Origin of the sequence: Branchiibius hedensis (assembly GCF_900108585.1) — a bacterium.
GTDB classification, from domain to species: Bacteria; Actinomycetota; Actinomycetes; order Actinomycetales; family Dermatophilaceae; genus Branchiibius; species Branchiibius hedensis.
In genome coordinates this window covers 1,796,166-1,817,791 of the sequence record NZ_UESZ01000001.1, presented here as the reverse complement: position 1 = coordinate 1,817,791, position 21,626 = coordinate 1,796,166, and the positions used below count along the sequence as shown (strand labels likewise).

The window sequence follows — 21,626 nt, the reverse complement described above, 5'->3', positions numbered from 1 at the left end:
TCGCGACGCCTTCGTCGCCACGCCCCGCACACCGAGCTTCGCTCGGCGCACGAGGCAACCCGACCGGGCCTGGAGGTTCTGGCATGAGCACGGTCGACGCCTCCGGCGCTATCCACGGGTCCGACGGCAGGTTCGCTGGCCACGTCAGCTCCGAGTCGGACGTGACCCTGGAGCAGCCCGTCGGGCCGCCAGCAGGGAGCCGCTACGTGACGGCGCAGCGTTCCGGGGAGACCGTGTACCTGACGGCCAAGCAGTACGGCGACAAGACGATGCTGTCCTGTTCGATCGAGCCGACGCCGGTCGCCCCAGGGGGCATTGACGACGTGCTGGGACGCGCCGCGGAAGACCCCACGCTGTCAGAGGTGGGCGTGACCGACCCGGAGCCAGATCAGCAGATGCTGCAGCGGGCGGCGTCCAGTGCCCGGCGGGCTTTCGACCTGGGCAATGCTGCTTGGGCGGTTCAGCGGCAGCAGCATGAGAAGTCTGCGATCGCCGCAGCACAGTATGTGCGGGCGTACTACCCGGACGCTGCCACGGTGACGTTCCGCGACAGCGACGAGTACGCCGACGACCGGTGGCATCCGCGGGAGGTGGTCGCCGCCGACGGCACAGTCTTGGAGGACGACCTGTGGGACACCGCCGCATACTCGGACATCGAAGGGGTGTCCGGCGGACTGGTCTACACCGAGGCGTCCATGTCGCCGCACTTCAAGGCCAGCGTCGGTTTCGGCGACGTGCGGCTGTTGACGATGAACATCGACGGAGTGCTCAGGCCGGACGGCTCGGAGTACAACCGCGACACTAGCGTGCGGCGGATCAGCCCGTTCGTCGGCGGATACCTGGCCGCCCACGGCGAGGAGGCCGACAAGCAAACGGCCGTCAAAGACATGCTCACCGACCTACATCACTGGGCGAAAGCCAGCGACGTCGACCTCGACGCGGCCATGGCCGGCGCTTCCTGGATGGCCGATGAGGAAGACGCCGAATGGGGCGAAACCACATGAGCACGGTCGTTACCGCCGGATTCCTGCGGCTCGCGACGCGTGTCCGCGCCCCGCACACCGAGCTGCGCTTGGCGCACGGGGCAACCCGACCTGGCCTGGAGGGGTCTGCATGAGCACGGTCGATGCGTCGGGTGCGGTCCACGGGTCCGACGGCAAGTTTGCGGGTCACGTTGCGGCAGAGTCTGATTCGTCTGTGATGCTGACATCGGCGGCAGAGGCGCAGCCGGATCACGACCAGTACGGGCCGTTGCGGGGCGACCTCGACCGCGTCATCGCTCAGCAGTTCGCTCACCTGTCGACAGCGCAGTTGCGCGCCAAGATTGAACAGATCAAGACCGCCAACAGTGACGACCCCACCTACGAGTTGAACCGCAGACTCGCGACCACTGGCCAGTCGTTCCGGTGGGTTCGAGAGGGTCGTCGAGAGAAGATCGAGATCTACACACAGGGGGAGCCGGGCAAGCCGTACTACGTGCCCGCTGGCCAGCCGGTTCCCACAGAACGCACTGAGGTGGTGCGCCGCTTCAATGAAGCCGCCAGCAAGGCTGCGCGCGGCGAGTCGTTCACCGATTCCGACGCCGCCGACGTCGCGAGGTATCACGCGACGTACGGTCTGCGCGACTTCGCCGACGGCAAGCCGGTCCTGTCAGCCGAGCTCAAACACGCCACTCGTTGGCTGCGCAACCACCGAGTCGAGCAGCCTGAACTCGATGCTTTCGACGCCTGGGTCGACTCTAAGAATCCACACCCTCAAGTACCTCAGACCTAAGAGAAGGGACAGTCACGCGATGACCACAGTTGACGCTTCGGGCGCGATCCACGCAAGCGATGGCAAGTTCACGGGACACATTGCAGGAGAGGCGGATTCGACGGTCAGCCTGTCGACCCCTGGTGGCGCGCAGCTCACCGACCGGCTTTCGCGTGCGGGTGAGGCGACCCTCGAAATGGAGTCGTATCTGCTTGCGATGAGGGAGCAGATCAACGAGGAGATGGCTCGTCTCGCGGGCCGCCACCTGGCCCTGGAACGCGCAGAGGTTTCCTCGGCCAGTGGGCAACCGGATGAGGCAACTCAGGCCGAGGTGACATACGAGTTCGACGGTGACGACTCGGTGGTTTGGATCGAACCAGAAGAGGATGGCGACCGAATCTCGCAACAGTTTTCGATGCCTGCAGACGAAGTAGGCGCGTTCCTGGATCGTTTTGCAGTGCCCGGCACGATGAACCACGACGCCGCCAGCGCACGCATTGACCTGGAGAAACTTCGGCGCGAGCTGGACGCACCCGGCAGGCCGATCGACGTGGTGCACCGAGCCTCCAACGCGGGCACCGACATCGCCTCAAAGCGTGACCTGGAGAGCCTGCGGGACATGGTTCGGGCCGAGTGCCCCAGCGGCAGGTTCGTTGCTCTCCGCCGCCCGGACGGTTCCGACTACTGGCAGATCGACGCCGTGCTGGATTCTGACGGGGCTGACGTGGACTTCGACCCCTGCCGGATGATCGGAAACGAACATCCTGAGTCCCTGGTGCAAGGGGCTGCCGAAACCGGGTTCGCGACAGCCTGGACGCAGTTCGGTGGCCGGGACGCCAGCCTCGAACCGGACATGGCGGACACTTGGGACAGCCTGTACGAAGCGGTCATTGATCTGGATGACCTTTCACGTCGCTGACGGGAGTGCGCCGCCAACCAACAAGGCATGACCACGGTTGACATCACAGGCGCAATCCACGGTGCTGACGGGAAGTTCGCTGGGCACATTGCGGGGGAACCTGACGACGGACTGAGCTTGGAGCACCCGGTCGTTGCTGCCAGCCCGTACGCCGACCTCAAAGGCAAAGATCGGGTCGAGGCGATGAAGGCCGACCTGGAGAAGGCGGTCGGCGACCTGGTCGAGTCCGGGCAACTGGGTGCCTACCTGGACGCACGACGCGCCAACGGCATGTCTCGGTGGTCGACCAACAACCAGATGCTGGCGGCGTTGCAAGTCGCGCAACGCGAAGGGTTGACCGAGCCCGATCAGATCTTCACCCGGATGGGGACCATCGACGCGCGCGGGTTCCGCCAGTGGGAGAAGGCTGGACGCGAAGTCACCAAGGGTCAGAAGGCTCTCTACATCCTGGGGCCGAACAAGAAGTGGATCACCGAGGAGGATCCGCACCGCCCAGGCAAAACCCGCAAGAAGCAGATCACGGCGGGGTTCTCCGCGGTCGCGGTCTTCGAGGCCAGCCAGACCGAAGGCGAACCGATCGCCCAGCACCCTGCGAAGCCGTTCACCGGCGAGGTGGAGTCAGGCACCAGCAAGGCACTGCAGGACTTCGTTGCCTCGCGTGGGTTCAGCTACCACGAGGAGGAGATCGCCGGCTGCGACCCGGTCAACCTGACCGGCACCCTCGCGTACGTGAGCCCGACCAGCAAGAAGCTGGTCGTCGACTCGCGGTTGTCGGACACCCAGAAAGCGCAGGCGTTGGCGCACGAAGCAGGGCACATCGCGTGCGGACACTGTGACGGTGACGCACCGGACTACGCCTCGCACCGCGGGCAGATGGAGTCTGAGGCGGAGTCGTTCAGCTACATGGTGCTGCGGGAGCGAGGCATCGACGCCGCCCAACCGAACAGTTTCAGCCCGGGTTACGTTGCCGGCTGGTCCAAGGGTGACCCGAAGGCGGTCACGCAGGCCCTGGACAAGGCGGGTAAGGCGTTCAACGCGCTGCGTGACGAAGCGGGCTGGGAGTAGTCCGCAGCTAGGACTCGGCCCCGCCGAGGTCGATCAGGTTGATGTCCCGCGACGCCCAGTCCGGCGTCGTGTCCGGCCAGTGGTCGCGGGCGATGTCTCCCATGTCCTGGATCAGTCCAGCCGTCTCGCTCTCGAAATCGTCGTCGCGAACGGAGGAGTCGGTGTGCCAACTCGGGTCGGCTTTGTCGCCGTACACCTGGTTCCCATCGGCGTCGTACAGTCCGTCCAGCACCGGGCCATCAGCATCGTTGAAGTACGCCACGAACCGGGCACGCGGGCACTTGTCTCGCACGTCGGTTCTCATCCGGGAAAACGACAACGTCCGTCGCTGCTGGTTGGCCGCATCGGCAACCTGCCACACGCCATCGGGCTGTTCCAAAGCACCCTCGCGACGCAGCTTTGCGACGTCTAGCTCCCACTCCTCATCCCACACGTCCCCGTCGTCTGGGTCGACGGCGAACCGCTCGTAGAACCCGCTGAGTATGCGGCTGTTGGCCCAGACTTTCAGCACGGTTCGGCGGCCGACGGGCGACGTAGACCGCGCGTTCGCCGTCTTCTTCATCGTCGGTGATCGATACCGCTGCGGTGTCGACCCGGGTGAGGTTCAGGTCGATTATTTCCGCGGCCGCCCACTCAGCAGTCATTTCCCGCACGAACAGTTGCGCATCCAGGCGGTCCATCTGTTCTTGGATCGCATTGCGCGCAGCACCGACCTCGCTGGTGTAGGCCCGGTGAGCGGCCAAGGCTGCCTGGTCGCTCAGCGGAATCGCCTGCGGTGTAAACAGACTGGACGAAGTCAGGGATATGTCGGGCTCTAAACCTACGTGGCCGGTGAACCGTCCGTCACTGCCGTGAATCGCGCCCGACGCATCAACGGTAGTCATCCGAATCCTCCCTTGTTGCCTCGGGCGCCGCGCTGAGCTCGATGTGCGAGGTGTGATGACGGAGGCGATGCGGAGCGAGCCGGAGGAGTCCGGAAGCGTCGACGGTGCTCATCACAGATCCCCCTCGGCGTACATGTTCATCAAGTCGCAATCGGGGTCGTCGGCGACAGCTTCGACGTACAGGTTGCCATCTTGAGGGTCCAGTCGAACACCGTGGCGCGCCAGCAGGTCGGGGGCGAGCTCCGAGGCTGGAATGTAATGGCCCAACTCGTAGTAGCTGCACTGGCCATCGGCGTCGATCTGTTGGGGTCCATCGCTGCGGTCGCGGTGGGAAACGCCGTGTTCGTACCACTCGACGCTGTCGGCGCTGATCCACGCAGCCTTTCCGCCGCTGCGGTGGAACTTCCCGTCGGAGTCGGTGAACTCGTCGGCGTTGCTCGCCAAGTAGCGGGTGTGCGTACCGCCTTCTGCGGCGTTGGTGATGAACGGCATCAGGGCGCCGGTGCGTGGGTCGGTCTCCTGCCGGACGACAGCGCCGTCACGCATGATCCATGCGGTCGGTTGCCGGTCGAAGGTTTCCACCGGCAGCCCGATGTCGTAGTCATCGAACGCGTCCGGGTCGGCCGGCGTTGTCTGTCGCCACAGGTTGCCGTCGGTGTCGGTCCAGCGGACGTGCTCCTCACCTCGGACCGTGTCGATGTCGACGCGCCCGCCGGCCGCTTCGTGCGCGGCGTACAGCGACTGGACGCGCGCCTGAACGGTGGTGTGGACCCGTTCCAACACGGTCTTGATTTCGGCTTCGCGCGCATTGGGTGCCAGTGGCTCGGCCAGGGCAACCGACGAGGCTGGTTCGCTGGCGATGTGCCCCGCGAACTTGCCGTCGCTGCCGTGAATCGCACCCGACGCATCAACCGTGCTCATGCTGACTCCTCTCGGCCCGGTCGGGTTGCCTCGTGCGCCGAGCGAAGCTCGATGCGCGAGGTGTGATGACGAAGGAGTCCTGAGTCGTCAACAGTGGTCATGCCCTATTGGTTGGCGGCGGAGCTCAGTTGCCGAGACTGGCGAACTGGACGGTTGTGTTGACCGTGACAGGGATCGTGACTGTGCCTGGGATGACCGGTGTGAGCGTGAAGGTTTGCGGCGTGGGCACGGCGCTGCTGGTGGTCCCAGGGGTGGGCGTCGCCGTGCTGGTCGGCGCTTCCGGAGTCGTGGAAGTGGCAGCACTGGTCGAGGGCGTCGGGGCGCTGGTCGGCGCCGCAGGTGTGACTGTGATCGTTGGAGAGGCGGTCCGGGGGTCAGTCGTGGTTCCGGTGTAGGTGACTTGCATCGACAGGGCGAGCGAAGCGTGCCGCGCCGGAGCAGCGAATACCAGCGTTGTCTGTTGACCGGTGACGGTCGCCGACCATGCTTTCGTGCCGCCCAGTCCGGCAGCGGTCACCTTCGGGGTGAGCTTGTACACCGCTGGATCGACGCCACTGAGCCGGTACGTTGCCGTGGTGGTTGGCAAGATGGTGACAACCGTCACCCACACGGTTCCCGTTGGGGCCCAGCCGCTTTCCGGGTTATAAGCGGACCGCGTGACCGACACGATGCCGCACGTCGCGTTGATCTGGACCCCGGTGCTGGAGTCGAACCCGGACTTGATGGGCGGGCAACTGCCTGTGCCGACATTCGACAGGTTGTCGTAAAGGCCAGCCGCAACACCTGTAGTCAGCAGCCGGCCGGTGAACGGATCGTATTTCTGGACCAGGCCCGCGTACGTCACTTGCACGACAGCACTGGAGACGGCGCTGGCCGGGATCGCTACTACCGCTTTGCCGCCGCCGTTGAGGTTGCCCGCCAACGATATTGCGCGGCCACCGGCCAGCAAGGCGATCTTTGTGCGGGATGCGCTGGACGAGGCTGGTGCGTCGACGCCGGCGGTCGGTGCAGGCGCGGTGAACGTCCACCCGATAGGTAGCAGCGTGAAGTCCGACTGGCTGGGTGCGGCGCGCGTGGTCGAGGGGGTGCTCGTCGCGTCAGCCGCCGTGTACGTCCCGTTGGAGACGAAGTACGCCTTGGTGTCGCCTGTCAGGTAACTCGAAACGTTGCTGCGGTCGGCATAGAACGACCAGGACCCGTCCGGCGTGGACAGCTTCCCACCCGCGCCAGCGTCCGCAAAAGATCCCTGGTAGGGCTCAGAAGACCACGCAGCCACCTGGATGGAGCCGTGCACGTTGGCGCCCGAAGTTTGGGTGACCGTCGCGGTGACGGTGCGCGTGGCGTCTGGTGCGCCGGAGCATCCAGCAACCAACGTTGCCGAAGCAATCAGAACCGCGGTGGTGGTCAGGAGGCGACTGCGCATGTTGGTACGGTGCGACGTCCGTCCGCTGGCGCAGCCGTCCGTCGACAAGTTTCGCCCGCCCGCGTTGCGCGCGAACAGACGAAACCGACTGCGACGTCCGTCCGCCCTGCAGCGGTCAGCCGGCGTTGCGTAACAGCGCCGCTTCGGCTGCCGCTCGGCTCGAACCCCGCCAACGGGCATGTTTCCAACGGTCTGCGCGGTGAGTGTGCGCGTCCAAGAGGCTGAGCGTGTCCGCAACCCACAAACGGCCAGAGCCAGTGATCGGGCTGGTCGGTGCCTGCTCGAAGCCCACCGGTCGGCCGTCGCGCTCAACAATGACGACGCCTGGAGCGTTCACCTGGACACGCCCCTGCGCGAAAAGACCGATCGAACCTTGGACGCCAGCCAACACGTACCAATGAACGCGCCGGCCACGGCAAATGCTAGGAGGAAGGTTGCTCCGTTCGGGGCACCACTAGCGGGAAGCATCGCACTGTTCATGTCGCTACGGTGCGACGGGTGTGGACGCCGAGCTACCGTTCAACGCCTCGCCAGTACCTGCGTAGCCACCAAGCGGAAGCGAGGGTGCCCCGTCCTTTAGGGCGGGGGTGAATCGCGTCCGTGACGCGGACACTTCGGATCATCCGTCGCACCGTGTGGGGTATGAGGGTGATGTTGTCGGTGCCTGGTGATGTGGTGGAGTCGTGAAGGTTCGTTACACCTACCGGTTGCGCCCGGGCGCTCAGGCCCGCGCGTACTTGGGGCGGGAGTGGGATGCGTGCCGGTTCGTGTGGAACCAGTTGGTCGAGGCGTCGCAGACCCGGTTCCGGCAGGCTCGTGCGACCGGGGATCTGGCGGCGACGTTCGGTTACAAGGATCAGGCGGCGCTTGTGACGCAGTTGCGGCACAACGTTTCTGGTCCCGGCGTCGATGCCGAGGGGGCCAACTGGTTGGCGCTGTCGGCGCAGGATCCGCAGCAGCAGACCTGCCGCGCGTTCGCGAAATCGCGCACGAAGGCGTTGCTGGACCGTAAGAACAAGGTCCGGGTCACGAGGCGGGCTGGGTTGCCTCGGTTCAAGTCCCGGCACCACTCGTTGGCGACGTTGTCGTATGCCGGGCACAACTTCGGGCTTACCACTCACCCGGCCACCGGGCGGGATGCCCTGCGGCTACCGGGTGGGGTGTTGATCCCGGTGGTGTGGTTACGGCCGTTGCCGGGCAAGCCGAGTTCGGTGACGGTGTTCCAGGACGCGGTCGGGCACTGGTACGCCTCGTTCGTGGTGCAGGCACCGGATGAGACGTTGCCGGCGGTGGGTGATGGTCGGGTGGTCGGAATCGACTGGGGCATCAAGCAACTGGCGACCACGGTCACCGCGCATGTTGATGACGCCGGTGTGGTCACGCAGGTGGACGAGTCCGGCACCTTCGACTTGCTGTACCCAGGGCACGGCAAAACAGCCGCGCAGAAGCTGGCGCGGTATCAGCGGATGATGGCCCGACGCTCCTACCAAGCGCACGGCAACCCCAGGGGCACCCCGCCAACCAAGGGTTACCGGCGGGCCAAGAAGTTGACGGCCAAGGCGCACCAGAAGATCGCGAACCAGCGCAGCGACACCGCCCACAAATGGGCTAAAGCCCTAGTGGCTCAGCATGATCGGGTCGCGGTCGAAGACTTCCGACCCAAGTTCATGTCCAAGAACCGGTCCCTGGCGCGCAAGGCCGCGGACGCCGCGTGCGGGGCGACCAAAGCGGCCATGGTCTGGCAAGCGGCCAAAGCCGGCCGTGATCTGAAACTGGTGAACCCGGCGTTCACCACGATGGATTGTTTCCACTGTGGCGCGAGAGCCAAGCACCGCATCCCCCTGGACCAGCGCACCTACACCTGCACTTCGTGCGGTGTCGCCAGCGACCGGGACAAGAACGCTGCAGCCGTCGTGGTTGCCCGCGCCTTCGGGCGGGGCAGCACGACCCACGGTTCACCCGTGGACAAGGCTGCCGGGGCTGGTCAACGCCCCGCAGGTATTGAGGGCGTAAGACCGGAACCCGCCGCAGCGCGGGCACCGGCAGCCTGAGTCTGGAATCCCCGCCCTTTAGGGCGGGGAGGTGTCAAACCAGAAAACTGATGTACGCCAAGGTGATTCGGTGCGGCTGAAGGTCGATGTAAATAGCGAGGCAGGTCATGGCGATGTTGACGCCTAGGAGGATCACGGACAGTAACGACGGGGTGTCCGCGGCCAGCCATGGTGCGAATACAAGGGCGGCCAACAGGACGTCGAGGGCGACGTAGAACCAGATTCGTCGCCGCACCCTTGCATTCGGCGAAGGGGTGTACGTGGACTTCATCGCGCGGCCGGTCGCAACGCTGAGCCGGCCCAGGCTTCCACGCCTGCGCGTAGAGCATCGGCGGCGGCGGCGTTCGAGGGATCGGCGTGGATGGCTAGTGCTGCGGCACCGGCCACTGAGAAGTTGATCGCCTGCTCGATTTTGGCGCGTTCGATGTCGGCGAGCGGGTCGCCGGGCAGGAACAGGCGAACGGTGGCGACACCGCCGGGGAACCGGACCTGGCGACGTGGCGCAATACCGCGCTGGCAGTCGAACCGGGCACCGTTGTTCAGGATCACCTGGCCGCCGACGCTGGACAGGATGTGCCGCGTCAGCAGCACTGGATGCCCGTCGCGTGCGAACACCGACACGACGGCGGTGGTGGGGGTGGCCCAATCGGGCGCCGGGTGCAAGTCGATGACCTCAGCCATGGCGCACCACTGGCATCGACTCAACTGGTGAGTGGGTGTTCACGTCGCTGACGGTGCGACGTCGTGTGCGGTGTTGCCGACGTCGACGAGTCTCGGTGAGCGCGACCAGACCAAGGGTTACGAGGACGATCAGGGTCGTTGGTGCTGCGACGTATACGGCCACCGTTCGCCAAAACCCAGCGTCCAAGACGACAGCGGCGAGGGCGGCCAGATCGGCTGCCGCCGCGACGAACACGCCGAGGATGAGGACAAATCCGGTGCGGCTGTTCGGCGGGCAATCTCTCGGCCACGCCAGCGGTTCGAGTTCCACGCATGCACGGTGCGACGCCTGCGCCAGTCGGCGCGCAGAACGGGTCTCCGGGTTGCTGCTTCGACGTGGGGACTCCGGCGCGACCTCGAACTTGCGCTGCCCGTGATCCGCCGGAGTTGCCCTCACGGTGCGACGAAGGGATTCGGCCTTCTGATCGTCGCACCGTTCGTACGACGGCAACGCGACCCTGCGCGGCCGCGGCAAACAACGACCGGGCGTGCCATCGGCACGTCCGCCATGAGGAGCACGAATGAACATCGTCAAGAAGACTGTGACTAGCGCTGCTGTCGCAGTAGCAGCCCTGTCCGTCGCCCAGGTCGCACCGGCGAACGCCGGGACCAGCATTCGCGGCTGGGTAGCAGGTGATCGGTCGGCAAATGTCCGGTCGGCGCCGTCCACCACAGCCCGTGTCGTCGGTCATCGCGGATCGCACTCGTTCGTCAGCGGCACTCTGGTCAACGGCAGTTGGATCAAGGTCCCCGGCGGGTACATCAACAGGGGTGTGATCGAGTCGCAGTCGACCCGTTTCCGAACTGTCAACGGCCGGTTGTCGACGTCAACCCTGTGCCCGGTGAACAAGCAGTTCAACAGCCCGGGCAGCGTTGGTTACGGCTACACCAAGAACACCCAGCGATACCTGAACTGCTACGCCAACCAGCAACTGAACTCGCTCGAAGCGGCATACAAGAAGCAGTTCGGTCACTATGCCCTGATCGACCTGACCTACCGTCCGGTCGCCGAGCAGCGGTACTGGTTCCGCGTGTTCGGTGCCCCGCGTGAAGCCGTGCCGGGCACGTCCAATCATGGAATGGCAGTGGCGATTGACTTCCGCGAGACCGACTGTCGCGGTGAGGAGTTCGGCTGGGGAGGCGCCGGCAACCGCTGGTTGCGCATCAACGGCGGACGCTACGGGTTCGTCAATCCGTTCCGGTACGGCACCGCCGGCGAGTCCTACCATTTCAACTTCGTGGGCTGAGCCTGGGGAAGGAGCCAGCGCTCATCCCCATCCCCAGCAGTCCCGGTGGGCGTCGATCAGCCAACGATCGACTGACGCGATGTCGGGGCGTTCCGGTACGGCGCAGCGCCCGGAGTTCAGTACCTTCCGGGTGGCGTCGGCGTAGGCGTCGAAGCGCGACAGGACCCCGGACAGTGCCACCTGCCCGGCCCGCACGGCGCGGACCAGGTCGCGGTCGCCGGCATACATCGGCAACTGCAGGTCGCCGGTGGTGGCGACCTCGTGGGCTTGGATCCCCAACCGCAGAATGTGTCCGGCGTATTTGGTGTCGTAGCCGTGCATCTCGATCAGCTCGCGGCGCTTCGGCATTCGAGACTGACGGGTGCCGCGCCCCAGTAGAAGCTGCTTCTGGCTTTCGGCGTACCCGAGGCACCGGTGGACGGTGCGCACCGACAGGAACGCGTGCCGCATCTGGCGCAGTTGCCGGCCGAGATCGGTGACTTCGAGCACCATGTCGGGTGCGGCGAACAGGGGGTCCAACAGGTGCGGATTGCCCTGGCTGGCCAGTTGGACGAAGTGCCGCAACCGATACGTGGTGGTCTCGGTGTCGCCGGCCCGTGACCGCTCGCCGTGACCGGCGTCCCGCTGCACGGTGGCTTTGGTGCGGCTGCCCAGGCCGATTAGGTGCTGGGGTGAGTCCACGGTAATCGCGATGATGTCGGTGTCGGACTGATCGGTCGCGACGCCGTAAGCCTGCGACCCGACGATCACCCGCAGCACAGCGGGATTCGGGCTCACGGCAGATCTCCGGCGTCCGTGACGGCAGCGGCGAGCCCTTGCGAGAGCAGGTTGTTGGTTCCGGTCGACTGGTCGCTACTGACCGGACCTGGCACCGCGAAGATCGGTCGGCCGATTTCGCGGGCCTGGCGGGCAGCGTTCAGGGATCCGGACCGGTGGCTTGCTTCGACCACCAGCATCGAGCCGGACAGGGCGCCGATGATCCGGTTGCGATCCAGGAACGACTGGCGGGCCGGCGCAGCGCCGGGGGCGTACTCGGAGATGACCAGACCGTCGGTGGCGATGCGTTCGATCAGCGGGGCATAGGCCACCGGGTAGGGCCGGTCCACGCCGGATGGCAGAACTGCGACCGTGACGCCGCCCGCGTCGATGGCTCCACGGTGCGCCGCGGCGTCGATGCCGTACGCGGCGCCGGAGACAACCCGGCGGCCCGCCCGGGCCAGGTCGAAGGCGAAACGGTGCGCGGTTTCCCTACCGCCGGCCGTGCAGGCGCGGGAGCCGACGACCGCTACCGCGTCGACGAAGCCGCTCATGGGCAGGTCGGTGCGGCCACGAACCCACAGGCCGATCGGCGGGACGGGTAGGTCGGCCAGTTGGAGCAGCCGGTCGCCAGGGATGAAGCGAGCACCGACGGCATCCGCGGCGTCGAGCACGGCGTCCACGTCGACCCGTGACAGCCGCTGAGCGAGCGGGCCCGGTTTCAAGGACGCCTCGCGCACCACCTCGGCGGCGAAACTGTTGCGCAACCGCTGCACCAGCGCAGCGTTCGGGCCGCCCGCAGCAACCGACAGGGCCACCAGTGCCCGGATGCTGTCGTGCTTGCCGTCCAAGATGCCGGCAGCCGAGTAGGAGATGTCGGTGAGGGTTGTCATGCCGTCACGGTGCGACGGTAGATCTGTCTAGTCGTCGAGCTCGACCCCGCATCGTTGGCATCTGACACTGCGCACAGCAGCCCTGGTGCCGTCCGAGCGGACAATAGTCAAAGTCCCGAGCACGAATCGGTGCCCCTGCGCGCGGCAGAAGCGTCCGTGCCAACCCGGCGGGGGAGAGGCAGTTTCGCGTGGTTCTGCCTGCAAGATGCCGAACCAGCCCGCGAGCCCTGCGTTGGCCAGCACCAGCGGCGCAACGAACCATGCCCACGGGTTGACCGGCCAGCCGGTCCCTGGGTCGATGCAGGTAGCGGCCAATGCGGTGACGAACAGCGACAGGCAGGCCACCACGACGGACGCGGCGGCAAGTACGCGCTTCTCGTGCTGGTCCATTAGCCCGCTGGGATTAGCCGGGGAACGCCACGGTGACGGGGCGCCAACTGGTAGTGCTTGCCGGCGATCACCAAGTGATCGGCCTGCAGGTCGAGAGGGATCGAGGGCAACGTGCGCCCGGACACCTGGTAGACGAACGGACTACCAGAGTCTCGGATCCCGAACTTGTAGTACGCGGCTCCGTCAGAGGTGGAAACAGCGACCCCGGTGTGTCGGGGAGTTACGGCGATAACTCTCATGCCTCCACGGTGCGACGCAGAGGCGCTGCGCTTGTTCCGTCACCAGCCTTCGCACCGCGAGTACGCTTACGTCACGAAACCGCCTGCGACGCAGCAGTGTCGCCTACTCGCGCAGCCCGAGAAACGCGGCGGCTTCTTCGACCAGATCCCACTGCGCCCGGACGCCGTTGTTGATATCGGGGTGAGTGTTGCGCCGCGCCGCCCGGTGCAGCTTGATCAGTTCAGCGCCGGAGGGAGTCTGGGTGACGGCCGTGCCGGAGGCGTTGACCAGAACCTGGATTGCGGTGGGACGGTCCATCACCGAGGCGCCTCTGGCCTCGATCTGCTTGAACCCGGCGTACTGCTCGCCGGAGCCGGTCACGCCGTAGCGGTCCACGGCACGCAGGGCTTCGAGGGTCTTGGCGATCGCTCGAACGTTCTGCTGCCAGTCTTTTGGACCCGAGTAGTACGGGTTGAACAGGCGGTCTGCCCGGAAGACCAGCGGGCCACTCTTGGCCTCGACGTACAGAGCGACCGCGCCCGATCGGAAGTTCGCGCGGGCCCGCAGATCACCATCCAACCGGAAGTCGGCCGCGTCGATGTCGACCTCGATGATCGGGCGGCCAGCTTCGCGCTTGGTGATGTGAGAGATCTCCGTTTTCAGCAGGGCCTTGGTGTCGGCCCACGTCGCCCGGAACTGGCTGGGGCGTTTGCCGTGCTGGCCGATCCACGTCCGGTCGGTCATGGGTTTGAGGTCGAAGAAGTCGGCCACGGCTACGCGTCCTCGTCGAAGTGATCGGTGAGTTCCGTCGGCAGAGTAATGACGGGTGGGACGTGTCTATCGGCGGCCTCGGCGGCGTTGCGCAGTGCCCGTGGCACGGTCGTCAGCGCCAAGTCGGTGACGCGGGGGTCGGGAATGTCGACCGCGACCTCGGTCCGGATTGGGTTGTCGCCGCATTGGAGGCGCACGGTGACCGTCGCGACGACGAGTACGTCGGTGGTTTCCGGCTCGGTGGTGTCGGAGGGCATGGTGTCTACGTCCTTATTCTCTGGGTGGCGTCAGCAGGTGGCGAACGCGCGAGTGAGTGCCGCCTTATCGGCGAGCGGAACGGGCAGTTGGTACTTGACCAGGACCGCGGTGAACTTCGTGGCATAGGTGCAGGCGAACGCCTTGTTGGCGGGCATCCACTGCGAGGGGCCGGAGTCGCCTTTGGCTTCATTTGCTGGGCCGTCGACGGCCAACAGCACCGTGGCGGTGTCGTTGGCGTAGGCATTGCGCTGAGCCTGGGTCCAGGTGTTGGCGCCCAGCCGCCACACGTACGCCAGCGGCGCGATGTGGTCGATCTGCACCGCGGAGGCGTCGGCTTTGGCGAAATGGATCGTCTTGCCCGTGTACGGGTCGTTCAATGTGCCTGCGACCACGATGCACCGCCTGCCGGATTTGAGCTTCACGTCCGACATCTGTTCGCGCAGCACGTCGTCACGGGTGCCACACCCGTTATGCCCGTCCGGGGCGCTGGTGTTGTCGCTCCAGGCGGCGCCGAAGCTGCACGCCTGACCGGTTCGGCATCCACGCTGGTAGCCGGGAGTGTTCGGTTCGCTGGAAAGCGTCTTCAACGCGTTCAGCTTCGCCAGCATCGCCTTGGCGTCGGGCGTAGTCACTGACGGCACCGACGAGGCGCTCGGGGTCGCGATGACGTTGCCAACGTGCGACTTCAACGCGTTGATGGCCCCGAGCGCCAGAATGGCGACCAGGATGACGGAAGCTACGTCCCAGTTGCCGGAGTTGCGGCGGTTCCTACTCATACGGTCACGGTGCGACGTCTGCCCGCTGACGCCAGCGCCCGTCCATCTCGCAGCGCTCAGGCCGGACGTGGAGGCGTGGTCGCTGCGTTCGAACTTGTCCCGCCCTAGCCGGCACGGTCCGGGCCAGGGTGCGACATGATGACGCCCATGCCGTCACCGTCGCCTGCAGCAACCGCCGTCACCATCTATGACGTTCTGGATCAGATCCGGGCGTCAGCGACGTCGGAGTACGACAAGGGTGACCGGTTTGAGCGGTTGATGGTGACGTTCCTGCGGACGGACCCGACGTACGCCGACCAGTTCACCGAGGTGTGGCGGTGGAAGGACTGGCCTGGCCGGGACGGGAAGGTCGATACCGGGATCGACCTGGTTGCAGTGGACCGCCTGACCGGTGGGAACGTGGCGATCCAGTGCAAGTTCTACGCGCAGAATCACCACGTCTCCAAGGCTGACCTGGATGGGTTCCTGGCGGCCTCCGGGACGGCGCAGTTCACGCGGCGGATCATCGTGTCGACCGGTGCCGACTGGGGATCGAACGCCGAAGCGGTGATGCACAACCAGACCATCCCGGTGACCCGGATCGGGATGGCCGAGTTGGCCAGTTCCAGCGTTGACTGGTCGGCGTATGAGATCTCCACCCCGGAGACGATGCCGACCCTGGGTAAGAACACGGTCCGTCCCTATCAGCGCAAAGCGATCGACGACGTGCTGGCCGGGTTCGAGGAGCACGACCGGGGCAAGCTCATCATGGCGTGCGGCACCGGCAAGACGTACACCTCGCTGCGCCTGGCGGAGGAGCTTGTCGGTGCTGGCGGGCGGGTGTTGTTCTTGGTGCCGTCGATTTCGCTGCTGTCGCAGACGGTCCCGGCGTGGGCGAACAACGCGCAGGTGCCGCTGCGGATGCTCGGGGTGTGCTCGGACCCCAAAGCGTCCAAGGCGACCGCCAGCACCGAGGACATTTCGTCAGTGGACATGCCGCTGCCGGCCACCACCAACGTCGACCTGGTGTCTTCCCGGTTGCAGGACGCTGCGACTGAGCCGGACCGGATGACGGTGGTGTTCTCCACCTACCAGTCGATCCAGGTGGTCTCCGAGGCGATCAAGGCCAGCGAGCTGGGCGGGTTCGACCTGATCGTGTGCGACGAAGCGCACCGCACCACCGGTGTCACGTTGGCCGGGGTGGATGAGTCAGCGTTCGTGAAGGTCCACGACAACACGTTCCTGCCCGCTTCTAAGCGGCTCTACATGACGGCGACGCCGCGGATATTCGGGGAAGCCTCCAAGGGCAAGGCGAAACTCAAAGATGCCGTGCTGGCCTCGATGGACGATGAGGCACTGTTCGGGCCGGAGCTGCACCGGCTCGGGTTCGGTGAAGCGGTCAGCAAGAACCTGCTGACCGACTACCGGGTGCTGATCCTGACCGTGGACGAACGGTACGTCTCGGGCAACTTCCAGAGCGAGCTCGCCGAAGACGGTGAGATCCAGTTGTCCGACGCCGCCAAGATCATCGGCTGCTGGAACGGCCTGGCCAAGCACTTCGACACGATGCCGACCGAGCCGCTGGCACCGATGCAGCGTGCGGTGGCGTTCCTGCCCAACATCAAGACCAGCAAGGCGATCGCGTCGGCGTTCCCGGCCGTGGTGGAACGCCACATCGAAACCATCGAACGCCGCACCGCCGAGGATGACGACTTCGAGGATGACTTCGAGGAGTCTGCTGACGGCTCGACTAGCCGGGGTTACGCCGGCGACGAACCGTCGCGTGACCTGCGGGTCGAGTGCGAGCACATCGATGGCACGTTCAACGCGCTGGAGCGCAACGAGCGCTTGGAATGGTTGAAGGCCCCTGCGACCGAGGGGGTCTGCCGGGTGCTGACCAACGCCCGGTGCCTGTCCGAAGGGGTCGACGTGCCAGCCCTGGATGCGGTGATGTTCCTGACGCCGCGCGGCTCCGAGGTGGACATCGTGCAGTCGGTGGGTCGGGTGATGCGCCGGGCACCGGGCAAGGACTACGGCTACATCATCTTGCCGGTGGCCGTCCCGGCCGGGGAGGCCCCCGAGAAGGCGTTGGCGGATAACAAGCGGTACTCGGTGATCTGGCAGGTGCTGAACGCGCTGCGGTCGCATGATGACCGGTTCAACGCCGAGATCAACAAGATCGACCTGAACAAGAAGAAGACCTCCCCCCGGATCGGGTTCGGCGGCATCGACAAGGACGGCAACACCACCGACGGGTCCGCCACCCAGGAAGGGTTGGACCTGGACTTCGGTGAATGGCGGGATGCGATCTACGCCAAGATCGTGCAGAAGGTCGGCGACCGCAAATACTGGGAGAACTGGGCCGGTGACGTCGCCGTCATCGCCCAGCAACTGATTGAACGCCTCACCGGCCTGCTGGGTGATGAGTCGAACACGGCTGAATCAAACACGGCTGCAGCACAGTTCGATGACTTCCTCGAAGGATTGCGCGGCAACCTCAACGACAGCATCACCCGTGACGACGCGATCGAGATGCTGGCGCAGCACCTCATCACCCGCCCCATCTTCCAGTCACTGTTCGGTAGCTACGACTTCGCCAAGTCCAACCCGGTCGCGCAGATCATGGAGCGGATGCTGGCCGTTCTTGACGAGCACGCCCTGGACACCGAAACCGCGAGCCTGGAGCAGTTCTACGAGTCGGTGGCGTTGCGCCTGGACGACATCGACAACACCGAGGGCCGGCAGCGCATCCTGGTGGAGCTGTACGACAACTTCTTCGCCAAAGCCTTCAAGAAGATGGTCGACAAGAACGGCATGGTCTACACCCCCATCGAGATCGTCGACTTCATTCTGCGCTCGGCTGATGATTTGCTGCGCGAGCACTTCGATCAGGGCCTGACTTCTGAGGGCGTGCACATCCTGGACGGGTTCACCGGCACCGGAACGTTCATCGTGCGGCTGCTGCAACTGGGCTTGATCGAACGTGAAGACCTGATCCGTAAGTATCGCAACGAGATTCACGCCAACGAGTTGTTGTTGCTGGCGTACTACATCGCCGCGGTCAACATCGAGTCGGCGTATCTGGACGCCCGCCGCGAGACAGCGCAGGTGCCGGATGACGTCGAGTACGAACCGTTCCCGGGCCTGGTGCTCACTGACACGTTCCAGTCCTATGAGGACGGCGACACCCTCGATGAGAGCGTGTTCGTCACCAACAACGACCGCATCGTCAAACAACGCGCCCTGCCGATCACCGTCATCATCGGCAACCCGCCCTACTCATCCGGGCAGGACTCCGCCAACGACGACAACGCCAACGAGTCTTACCCCGGCCTGGACGCCTCCATCCGCGACACCTACGCCGCTTTGTCTACTGCCACCAACAAGAACTCGCTGTACGACAGCTACATCCGGGCATTCCGGTGGGCCACGCTGCGACTGGGCGACCGCGGCGTCATCGCGTTCGTCACCAACGGGGGATGGATCGACTCCAACACCGCCGACGGCATGCGCAAAACGCTCGGCACCGAGTTCAGCGACATCTACGTCTACAACCTGCGCGGCAACGCTCGAACCGCCGGAGATCAGCGCCAAAGGGAAGGCGGTGGTGTCTTCTCTGCTGGCTCGCGGGCGACCGTCGCGGTGACCGTGCTGGTGCGCGACCCCGAACGTTCCGGCGTGGCTCGTATTCACTACACCGACGTCGGCGACTACCTAACCCGAGAGGCCAAGCTGGCAGCCGTGGCGGACGCAGGCTCCGTGGTCGAACTCTCTGCCGTCGAGGTCATTCCGAACGAGTTCGGTGACTGGATCAACCAGCGCCGAGACGACTTCGGGCGGTTTATGCCGATCGGCGACAAGGTCTCCCGCCCGACGGTTTTCGGCTCGTACGCAGCAGGCGTCAAGACCAAACGAGATGCCTGGGTGTGGAACTTCGGCCAAAGGAGTCTCATCCGAAATGTGGAGCATACGATCAGGGCTTTCAACGCTGGGCTGAGTTCTTCCTCCGTTGCGTCCAGCCCAGCGGACTTGAGTTGGTCCCGCAAACTTCGTACCCGTCACGAGCAGGATCGTCCGCTCGCCGTAGACATCGAGGCGGTACAGGTGGGGGGCTATAGGCCATTCACGAAGGAGCTGATCTACTGCGATAGCGGGCTAGTCGATGAGATGGGTAGCACCCCTAGCTACTTCGCGGGACGAAAAGCCGGGCTCGGGTTCATGGTGGTGGCTCCTCGCGCGGAGGTGGAGTCAGGGCTTCTGGCTTTACATGACATCCCCGACCTGTCCTTCTTCTCGTACAGCGGTCAATTCTTCGCCCGCTGGCGCTACGAGAAAATTGACGCCGACGACGGCACCCTGGGCATCGACACCAGCACGGGCAACGGCGAGATCATCGACGGCTACCGCCGGATCGACAACATCACCGACGAGGCGCTGGCCAAGTTCGTTGCGGCGTATGGCGATTCGTTCACCAAGGACGATGTCTTCCACTACGTATATGGCTTGTTGCACTCACCTGATTACCGCGCAACGTACGCCGCCGACTTGAAGAAGATGCTGCCGCGGATACCGCTGGTCGAGGACGCCGCACCGTACGTCGAAGCAGGTCGGGCTCTGATGGAGCTGCACCTCGGGTACGAGGAAGTGGACGTGTACCCGCTGGCCGGGATCGACGCTGAGCCGCCAACTGGCGCAGACCCGTTCGACTTTTACCGGATCCAGAAGATGGCGTTCGCCAAGACCCGTGACCCCGAAACCAACAAGCAGATCGCGGACCGTTCGACCATCGTCTACAACGACCGGATCACCCTGTCCGGAGTCCCCGAGGGCGCCCACAGGTACATGCTGGGGTCGCGCTCGGCGATCGAGTGGATCATCGACCGTTATCAGGTGAAGACCGATAAGCCGTCCGGCATCGTCAACGACCCGAACGACTGGTCACGCGAAGTGGACGACCCGCGGTACATCATCGACCTGCTCGGCCGCATCGTGACGGTCAGCTTGAAGACCATGCAGGTCGTCGACGGGTTGCCAAGCCTGGCTGTCCGGGAGGTGCAATGACGTGGGAGTGAACGCTTTGATTGCGGGGTCACAGCGCTGCTTCCGGCGGCCTATAGACAGGCCGCGACACCCATTGGTCAGCAAGGATGCGAAGGCGTTGACATGGAGGGCCACGGTGGCTGGCCAGGTGCGAAGATTCACGTGCGAGGCGGGTTGGCGTGCGCAGTTGGCTCGTCCGGCGCTATCAAGTGTCGTCATTTAGAAACCATGGCAACCTTGCTTGTTGCACGATTCTCAGCCTCCCGCAAACTGATGCGGTCGCGACAACCGGCCCAATAGAGTCAGCCCCACAGCGGATGCTGTCAGCGTTGGCACAGATGTGGAGCACTTAGTGCTGGTTGGGTTTTACCGCGTTATTCGCATGATCTCCGTTGCCGCCGTCGCGCTCCTCGCGATTACTGGCGCCTTTATGGTCGCGCCGACGACGGCGACTGCCCAGGGTCCCGGAAAAGTCGTGTTTCACCTGGTCAGGACGTGTGTGATGGCTTGATCGGGGTTGCGGGCGTGATGTCGTAGCCCGGCGGCGATGTTGTCCCATCTGGCCAGGCGCAGGATGCTGATCGCGGTGTTACGCAGGGTGGCCATGATCTGGGGCGCGGCACCAGTGCGCACCTGGGAGCGGTGGCGGATTCAAGTGGTGGCTGCAACGGTGAGTAGTTCGTTGAGCATATTGGCTGGTTTGGCCCAGCCGAGGGTCTTGCGGGGACGGATGTTCAACAACCGCTGCATGTCGGCGATCTGCTCGTCGGTGATGTCGGCGAAGTTGGTGGACTTGGGGTAGAAGTCGCGGATCAGTCCGTTGGTGTTCTCATTGGTCCCGCGTTGCCAGGGCGAGTGCGGATCGCAGAAGAACACCTGGCAGTTCGTGGCGAGGGTGAACTGTGCGTGCCGGGCCATTTCCACGCCTTGGTCCCAGGTCACCGTTTGCCGCAGCGATGCCGGCAGGTCACGCATCATCGCGATCAGCTGCTCGGACACCGTGGCTGAGTCGTGGGTCAGCGGCAGCCGGCGGACCAGCACGTAGCGGGTCATCCGTTCCACCAGGGTGATCAACGCGCTGGATCCGTCGGTGCCGATCACCAGGTCCCCTTCCCAATGCCCAGGCACGGCACGATCCTCGACCTCGGCGGGGCGCTGGGTGATCATCGCCTCGTCCCCGATCCAGGAGCGGTTACTGGCCCGTGGGGGCAGGTTGGAACGGGCCCGGCGCCGGGTCCGCCCGGTGCGTAACGCTTTCTCCCCGAGGAGTTCTTGGCGTAGCGAGCCTTTGCCCTGCACGTACAGCGCTTGGTAGATCGTTTCGTGACTCACCTGCATATCGTCCCGGCCCGGGAACCGGACACGAAGCTCAGCGCTGATCTGCTCCGGGGACAACCGGTCCTGCAGCAACCGCAGCACCTCGAGCCGAAGGTCAGTGCCCGCCGCGAGCCGGGACGCCCGCGGACGACGACGCCGAACGCGGGCGGACCCAGCGGCTTGAGGTGCCCGGTAGGACCCATCACGGGGATCTCGCCCGCGAGTCACCTCCCGCCACACCGTGC

The 21,626-nt window shown here is 65.2% G+C and carries 21 protein-coding genes; 7 read left to right on the top strand and 14 right to left on the bottom strand.

Going from position 1 to position 21,626, the window contains the following annotated elements:
* The first annotated feature begins 83 nt into the window (after positions 1 to 83).
* From DR843_RS08895 to DR843_RS08880, 4 genes are all read left to right on the top strand, one after another.
* Positions 84 to 1,004, top strand: a complete 921-nt coding sequence (locus tag DR843_RS08895; protein ID WP_109685091.1) for a hypothetical protein — start codon at positions 84 to 86, stop codon at positions 1,002 to 1,004.
* 109 nt (positions 1,005 to 1,113) lie between these two features.
* A complete protein-coding gene (locus DR843_RS08890) occupies positions 1,114 to 1,773 on the top strand; it encodes a hypothetical protein (protein WP_109685089.1) in 660 nt (219 codons plus the stop codon).
* A gap of 19 nt (positions 1,774 to 1,792) precedes the next feature.
* Positions 1,793 to 2,671: a hypothetical protein gene (locus tag DR843_RS08885; protein ID WP_109685087.1), complete on the top strand. Its 879-nt coding sequence runs from the start codon at positions 1,793 to 1,795 to the stop codon at positions 2,669 to 2,671.
* A gap of 27 nt (positions 2,672 to 2,698) precedes the next feature.
* Entirely contained in the window at positions 2,699 to 3,736 is a 1,038-nt protein-coding gene (locus tag DR843_RS08880) for an ImmA/IrrE family metallo-endopeptidase (RefSeq protein WP_109685085.1), read from the top strand.
* 7 nt (positions 3,737 to 3,743) lie between these two features.
* Here DR843_RS08880 and DR843_RS08875 read toward each other — a convergent pair whose 3' ends face one another.
* From DR843_RS08875 to DR843_RS08865, 4 genes are all read right to left on the bottom strand, one after another.
* On the bottom strand, positions 3,744 to 4,169 hold the full coding sequence (locus tag DR843_RS08875) for a hypothetical protein (protein WP_146202528.1): 426 nt from the start codon (positions 4,167 to 4,169) through the stop codon (positions 3,744 to 3,746).
* Positions 4,159 to 4,620 (bottom strand): hypothetical protein, encoded by a 462-nt coding sequence (locus DR843_RS19785; protein WP_146202527.1) that lies wholly within the window; start codon positions 4,618 to 4,620, stop codon positions 4,159 to 4,161. The genes DR843_RS08875 and DR843_RS19785 overlap by 11 nt, the downstream gene beginning before the upstream one ends.
* Positions 4,621 to 4,731: 111 nt before the next feature.
* Positions 4,732 to 5,541 carry a hypothetical protein gene (locus tag DR843_RS08870; protein ID WP_109685081.1) on the bottom strand — a complete coding sequence of 270 codons (810 nt, stop codon included), beginning with the start codon at positions 5,539 to 5,541 and terminating at the stop codon, positions 4,732 to 4,734.
* A gap of 124 nt (positions 5,542 to 5,665) precedes the next feature.
* On the bottom strand, positions 5,666 to 6,964 hold the full coding sequence (locus DR843_RS08865; RefSeq protein WP_109685079.1) for a hypothetical protein: 1,299 nt from the start codon (positions 6,962 to 6,964) through the stop codon (positions 5,666 to 5,668).
* A 683-nt stretch (positions 6,965 to 7,647) separates the two neighbouring features.
* On the opposite strand from DR843_RS08865, the gene DR843_RS08860 reads away from it, so the two are divergent.
* Entirely contained in the window at positions 7,648 to 9,015 is a 1,368-nt protein-coding gene (locus tag DR843_RS08860; protein ID WP_109685077.1) for an RNA-guided endonuclease InsQ/TnpB family protein, read from the top strand.
* Positions 9,016 to 9,282: 267 nt separating this feature from the next.
* Here DR843_RS08860 and DR843_RS08850 read toward each other — a convergent pair whose 3' ends face one another.
* Complete coding sequence (locus tag DR843_RS08850) at positions 9,283 to 9,696, bottom strand: hypothetical protein (RefSeq protein ID WP_109685073.1); 414 nt, start codon at positions 9,694 to 9,696, stop codon at positions 9,283 to 9,285.
* A complete protein-coding gene (locus DR843_RS08845; protein ID WP_109685071.1) occupies positions 9,689 to 10,006 on the bottom strand; it encodes a hypothetical protein in 318 nt (105 codons plus the stop codon). Before DR843_RS08845 ends, DR843_RS08850 begins: the two co-directional genes overlap by 8 nt.
* Before the next feature lie 250 nt (positions 10,007 to 10,256).
* Between DR843_RS08845 and DR843_RS08840 the strand changes: the two genes are divergently transcribed.
* Entirely contained in the window at positions 10,257 to 10,982 is a 726-nt protein-coding gene (locus tag DR843_RS08840; protein ID WP_109685069.1) for a M15 family metallopeptidase, read from the top strand.
* A 21-nt stretch (positions 10,983 to 11,003) separates the two neighbouring features.
* Here DR843_RS08840 and DR843_RS08835 read toward each other — a convergent pair whose 3' ends face one another.
* From DR843_RS08835 to DR843_RS08805, 6 genes are all read right to left on the bottom strand, one after another.
* Positions 11,004 to 11,759 carry a nucleotidyltransferase domain-containing protein gene (locus tag DR843_RS08835; RefSeq protein ID WP_109685067.1) on the bottom strand — a complete coding sequence of 252 codons (756 nt, stop codon included), beginning with the start codon at positions 11,757 to 11,759 and terminating at the stop codon, positions 11,004 to 11,006.
* The gene (dprA, locus tag DR843_RS08830) at positions 11,756 to 12,631 is read right to left on the bottom strand and encodes a DNA-processing protein DprA (RefSeq protein ID WP_109685065.1); all 876 of its coding nucleotides are present in this window, start codon (positions 12,629 to 12,631) and stop codon (positions 11,756 to 11,758) included. The genes DR843_RS08835 and dprA overlap by 4 nt, the downstream gene beginning before the upstream one ends.
* Positions 12,632 to 13,020: 389 nt before the next feature.
* Positions 13,021 to 13,260 carry a hypothetical protein gene (locus DR843_RS08820; RefSeq protein WP_109685061.1) on the bottom strand — a complete coding sequence of 80 codons (240 nt, stop codon included), beginning with the start codon at positions 13,258 to 13,260 and terminating at the stop codon, positions 13,021 to 13,023.
* 103 nt (positions 13,261 to 13,363) lie between these two features.
* A complete protein-coding gene (locus DR843_RS08815) occupies positions 13,364 to 14,011 on the bottom strand; it encodes a hypothetical protein (protein WP_109685059.1) in 648 nt (215 codons plus the stop codon).
* Between the two features lie 2 nt (positions 14,012 to 14,013).
* On the bottom strand, positions 14,014 to 14,268 hold the full coding sequence (locus DR843_RS08810; protein ID WP_109685057.1) for a hypothetical protein: 255 nt from the start codon (positions 14,266 to 14,268) through the stop codon (positions 14,014 to 14,016).
* Between the two features lie 30 nt (positions 14,269 to 14,298).
* Complete coding sequence (locus tag DR843_RS08805; RefSeq protein ID WP_109685056.1) at positions 14,299 to 15,045, bottom strand: HNH endonuclease family protein; 747 nt, start codon at positions 15,043 to 15,045, stop codon at positions 14,299 to 14,301.
* Between the two features lie 147 nt (positions 15,046 to 15,192).
* Between DR843_RS08805 and DR843_RS08800 the strand changes: the two genes are divergently transcribed.
* On the top strand, positions 15,193 to 20,085 hold the full coding sequence (locus DR843_RS08800) for a DEAD/DEAH box helicase (protein ID WP_109685054.1): 4,893 nt from the start codon (positions 15,193 to 15,195) through the stop codon (positions 20,083 to 20,085).
* A 459-nt stretch (positions 20,086 to 20,544) separates the two neighbouring features.
* Here DR843_RS08800 and DR843_RS20055 read toward each other — a convergent pair whose 3' ends face one another.
* Together DR843_RS20055 and DR843_RS08795 are read right to left on the bottom strand one after the other, a co-directional pair.
* Positions 20,545 to 20,697: a hypothetical protein gene (locus DR843_RS20055; protein ID WP_170119803.1), complete on the bottom strand. Its 153-nt coding sequence runs from the start codon at positions 20,695 to 20,697 to the stop codon at positions 20,545 to 20,547.
* An 18-nt stretch (positions 20,698 to 20,715) separates the two neighbouring features.
* Positions 20,716 to 21,621, bottom strand: a complete 906-nt coding sequence (locus DR843_RS08795; RefSeq protein ID WP_281268894.1) for an IS30 family transposase — start codon at positions 21,619 to 21,621, stop codon at positions 20,716 to 20,718.
* Between the last annotated feature and the right edge of the window lie 5 nt (positions 21,622 to 21,626).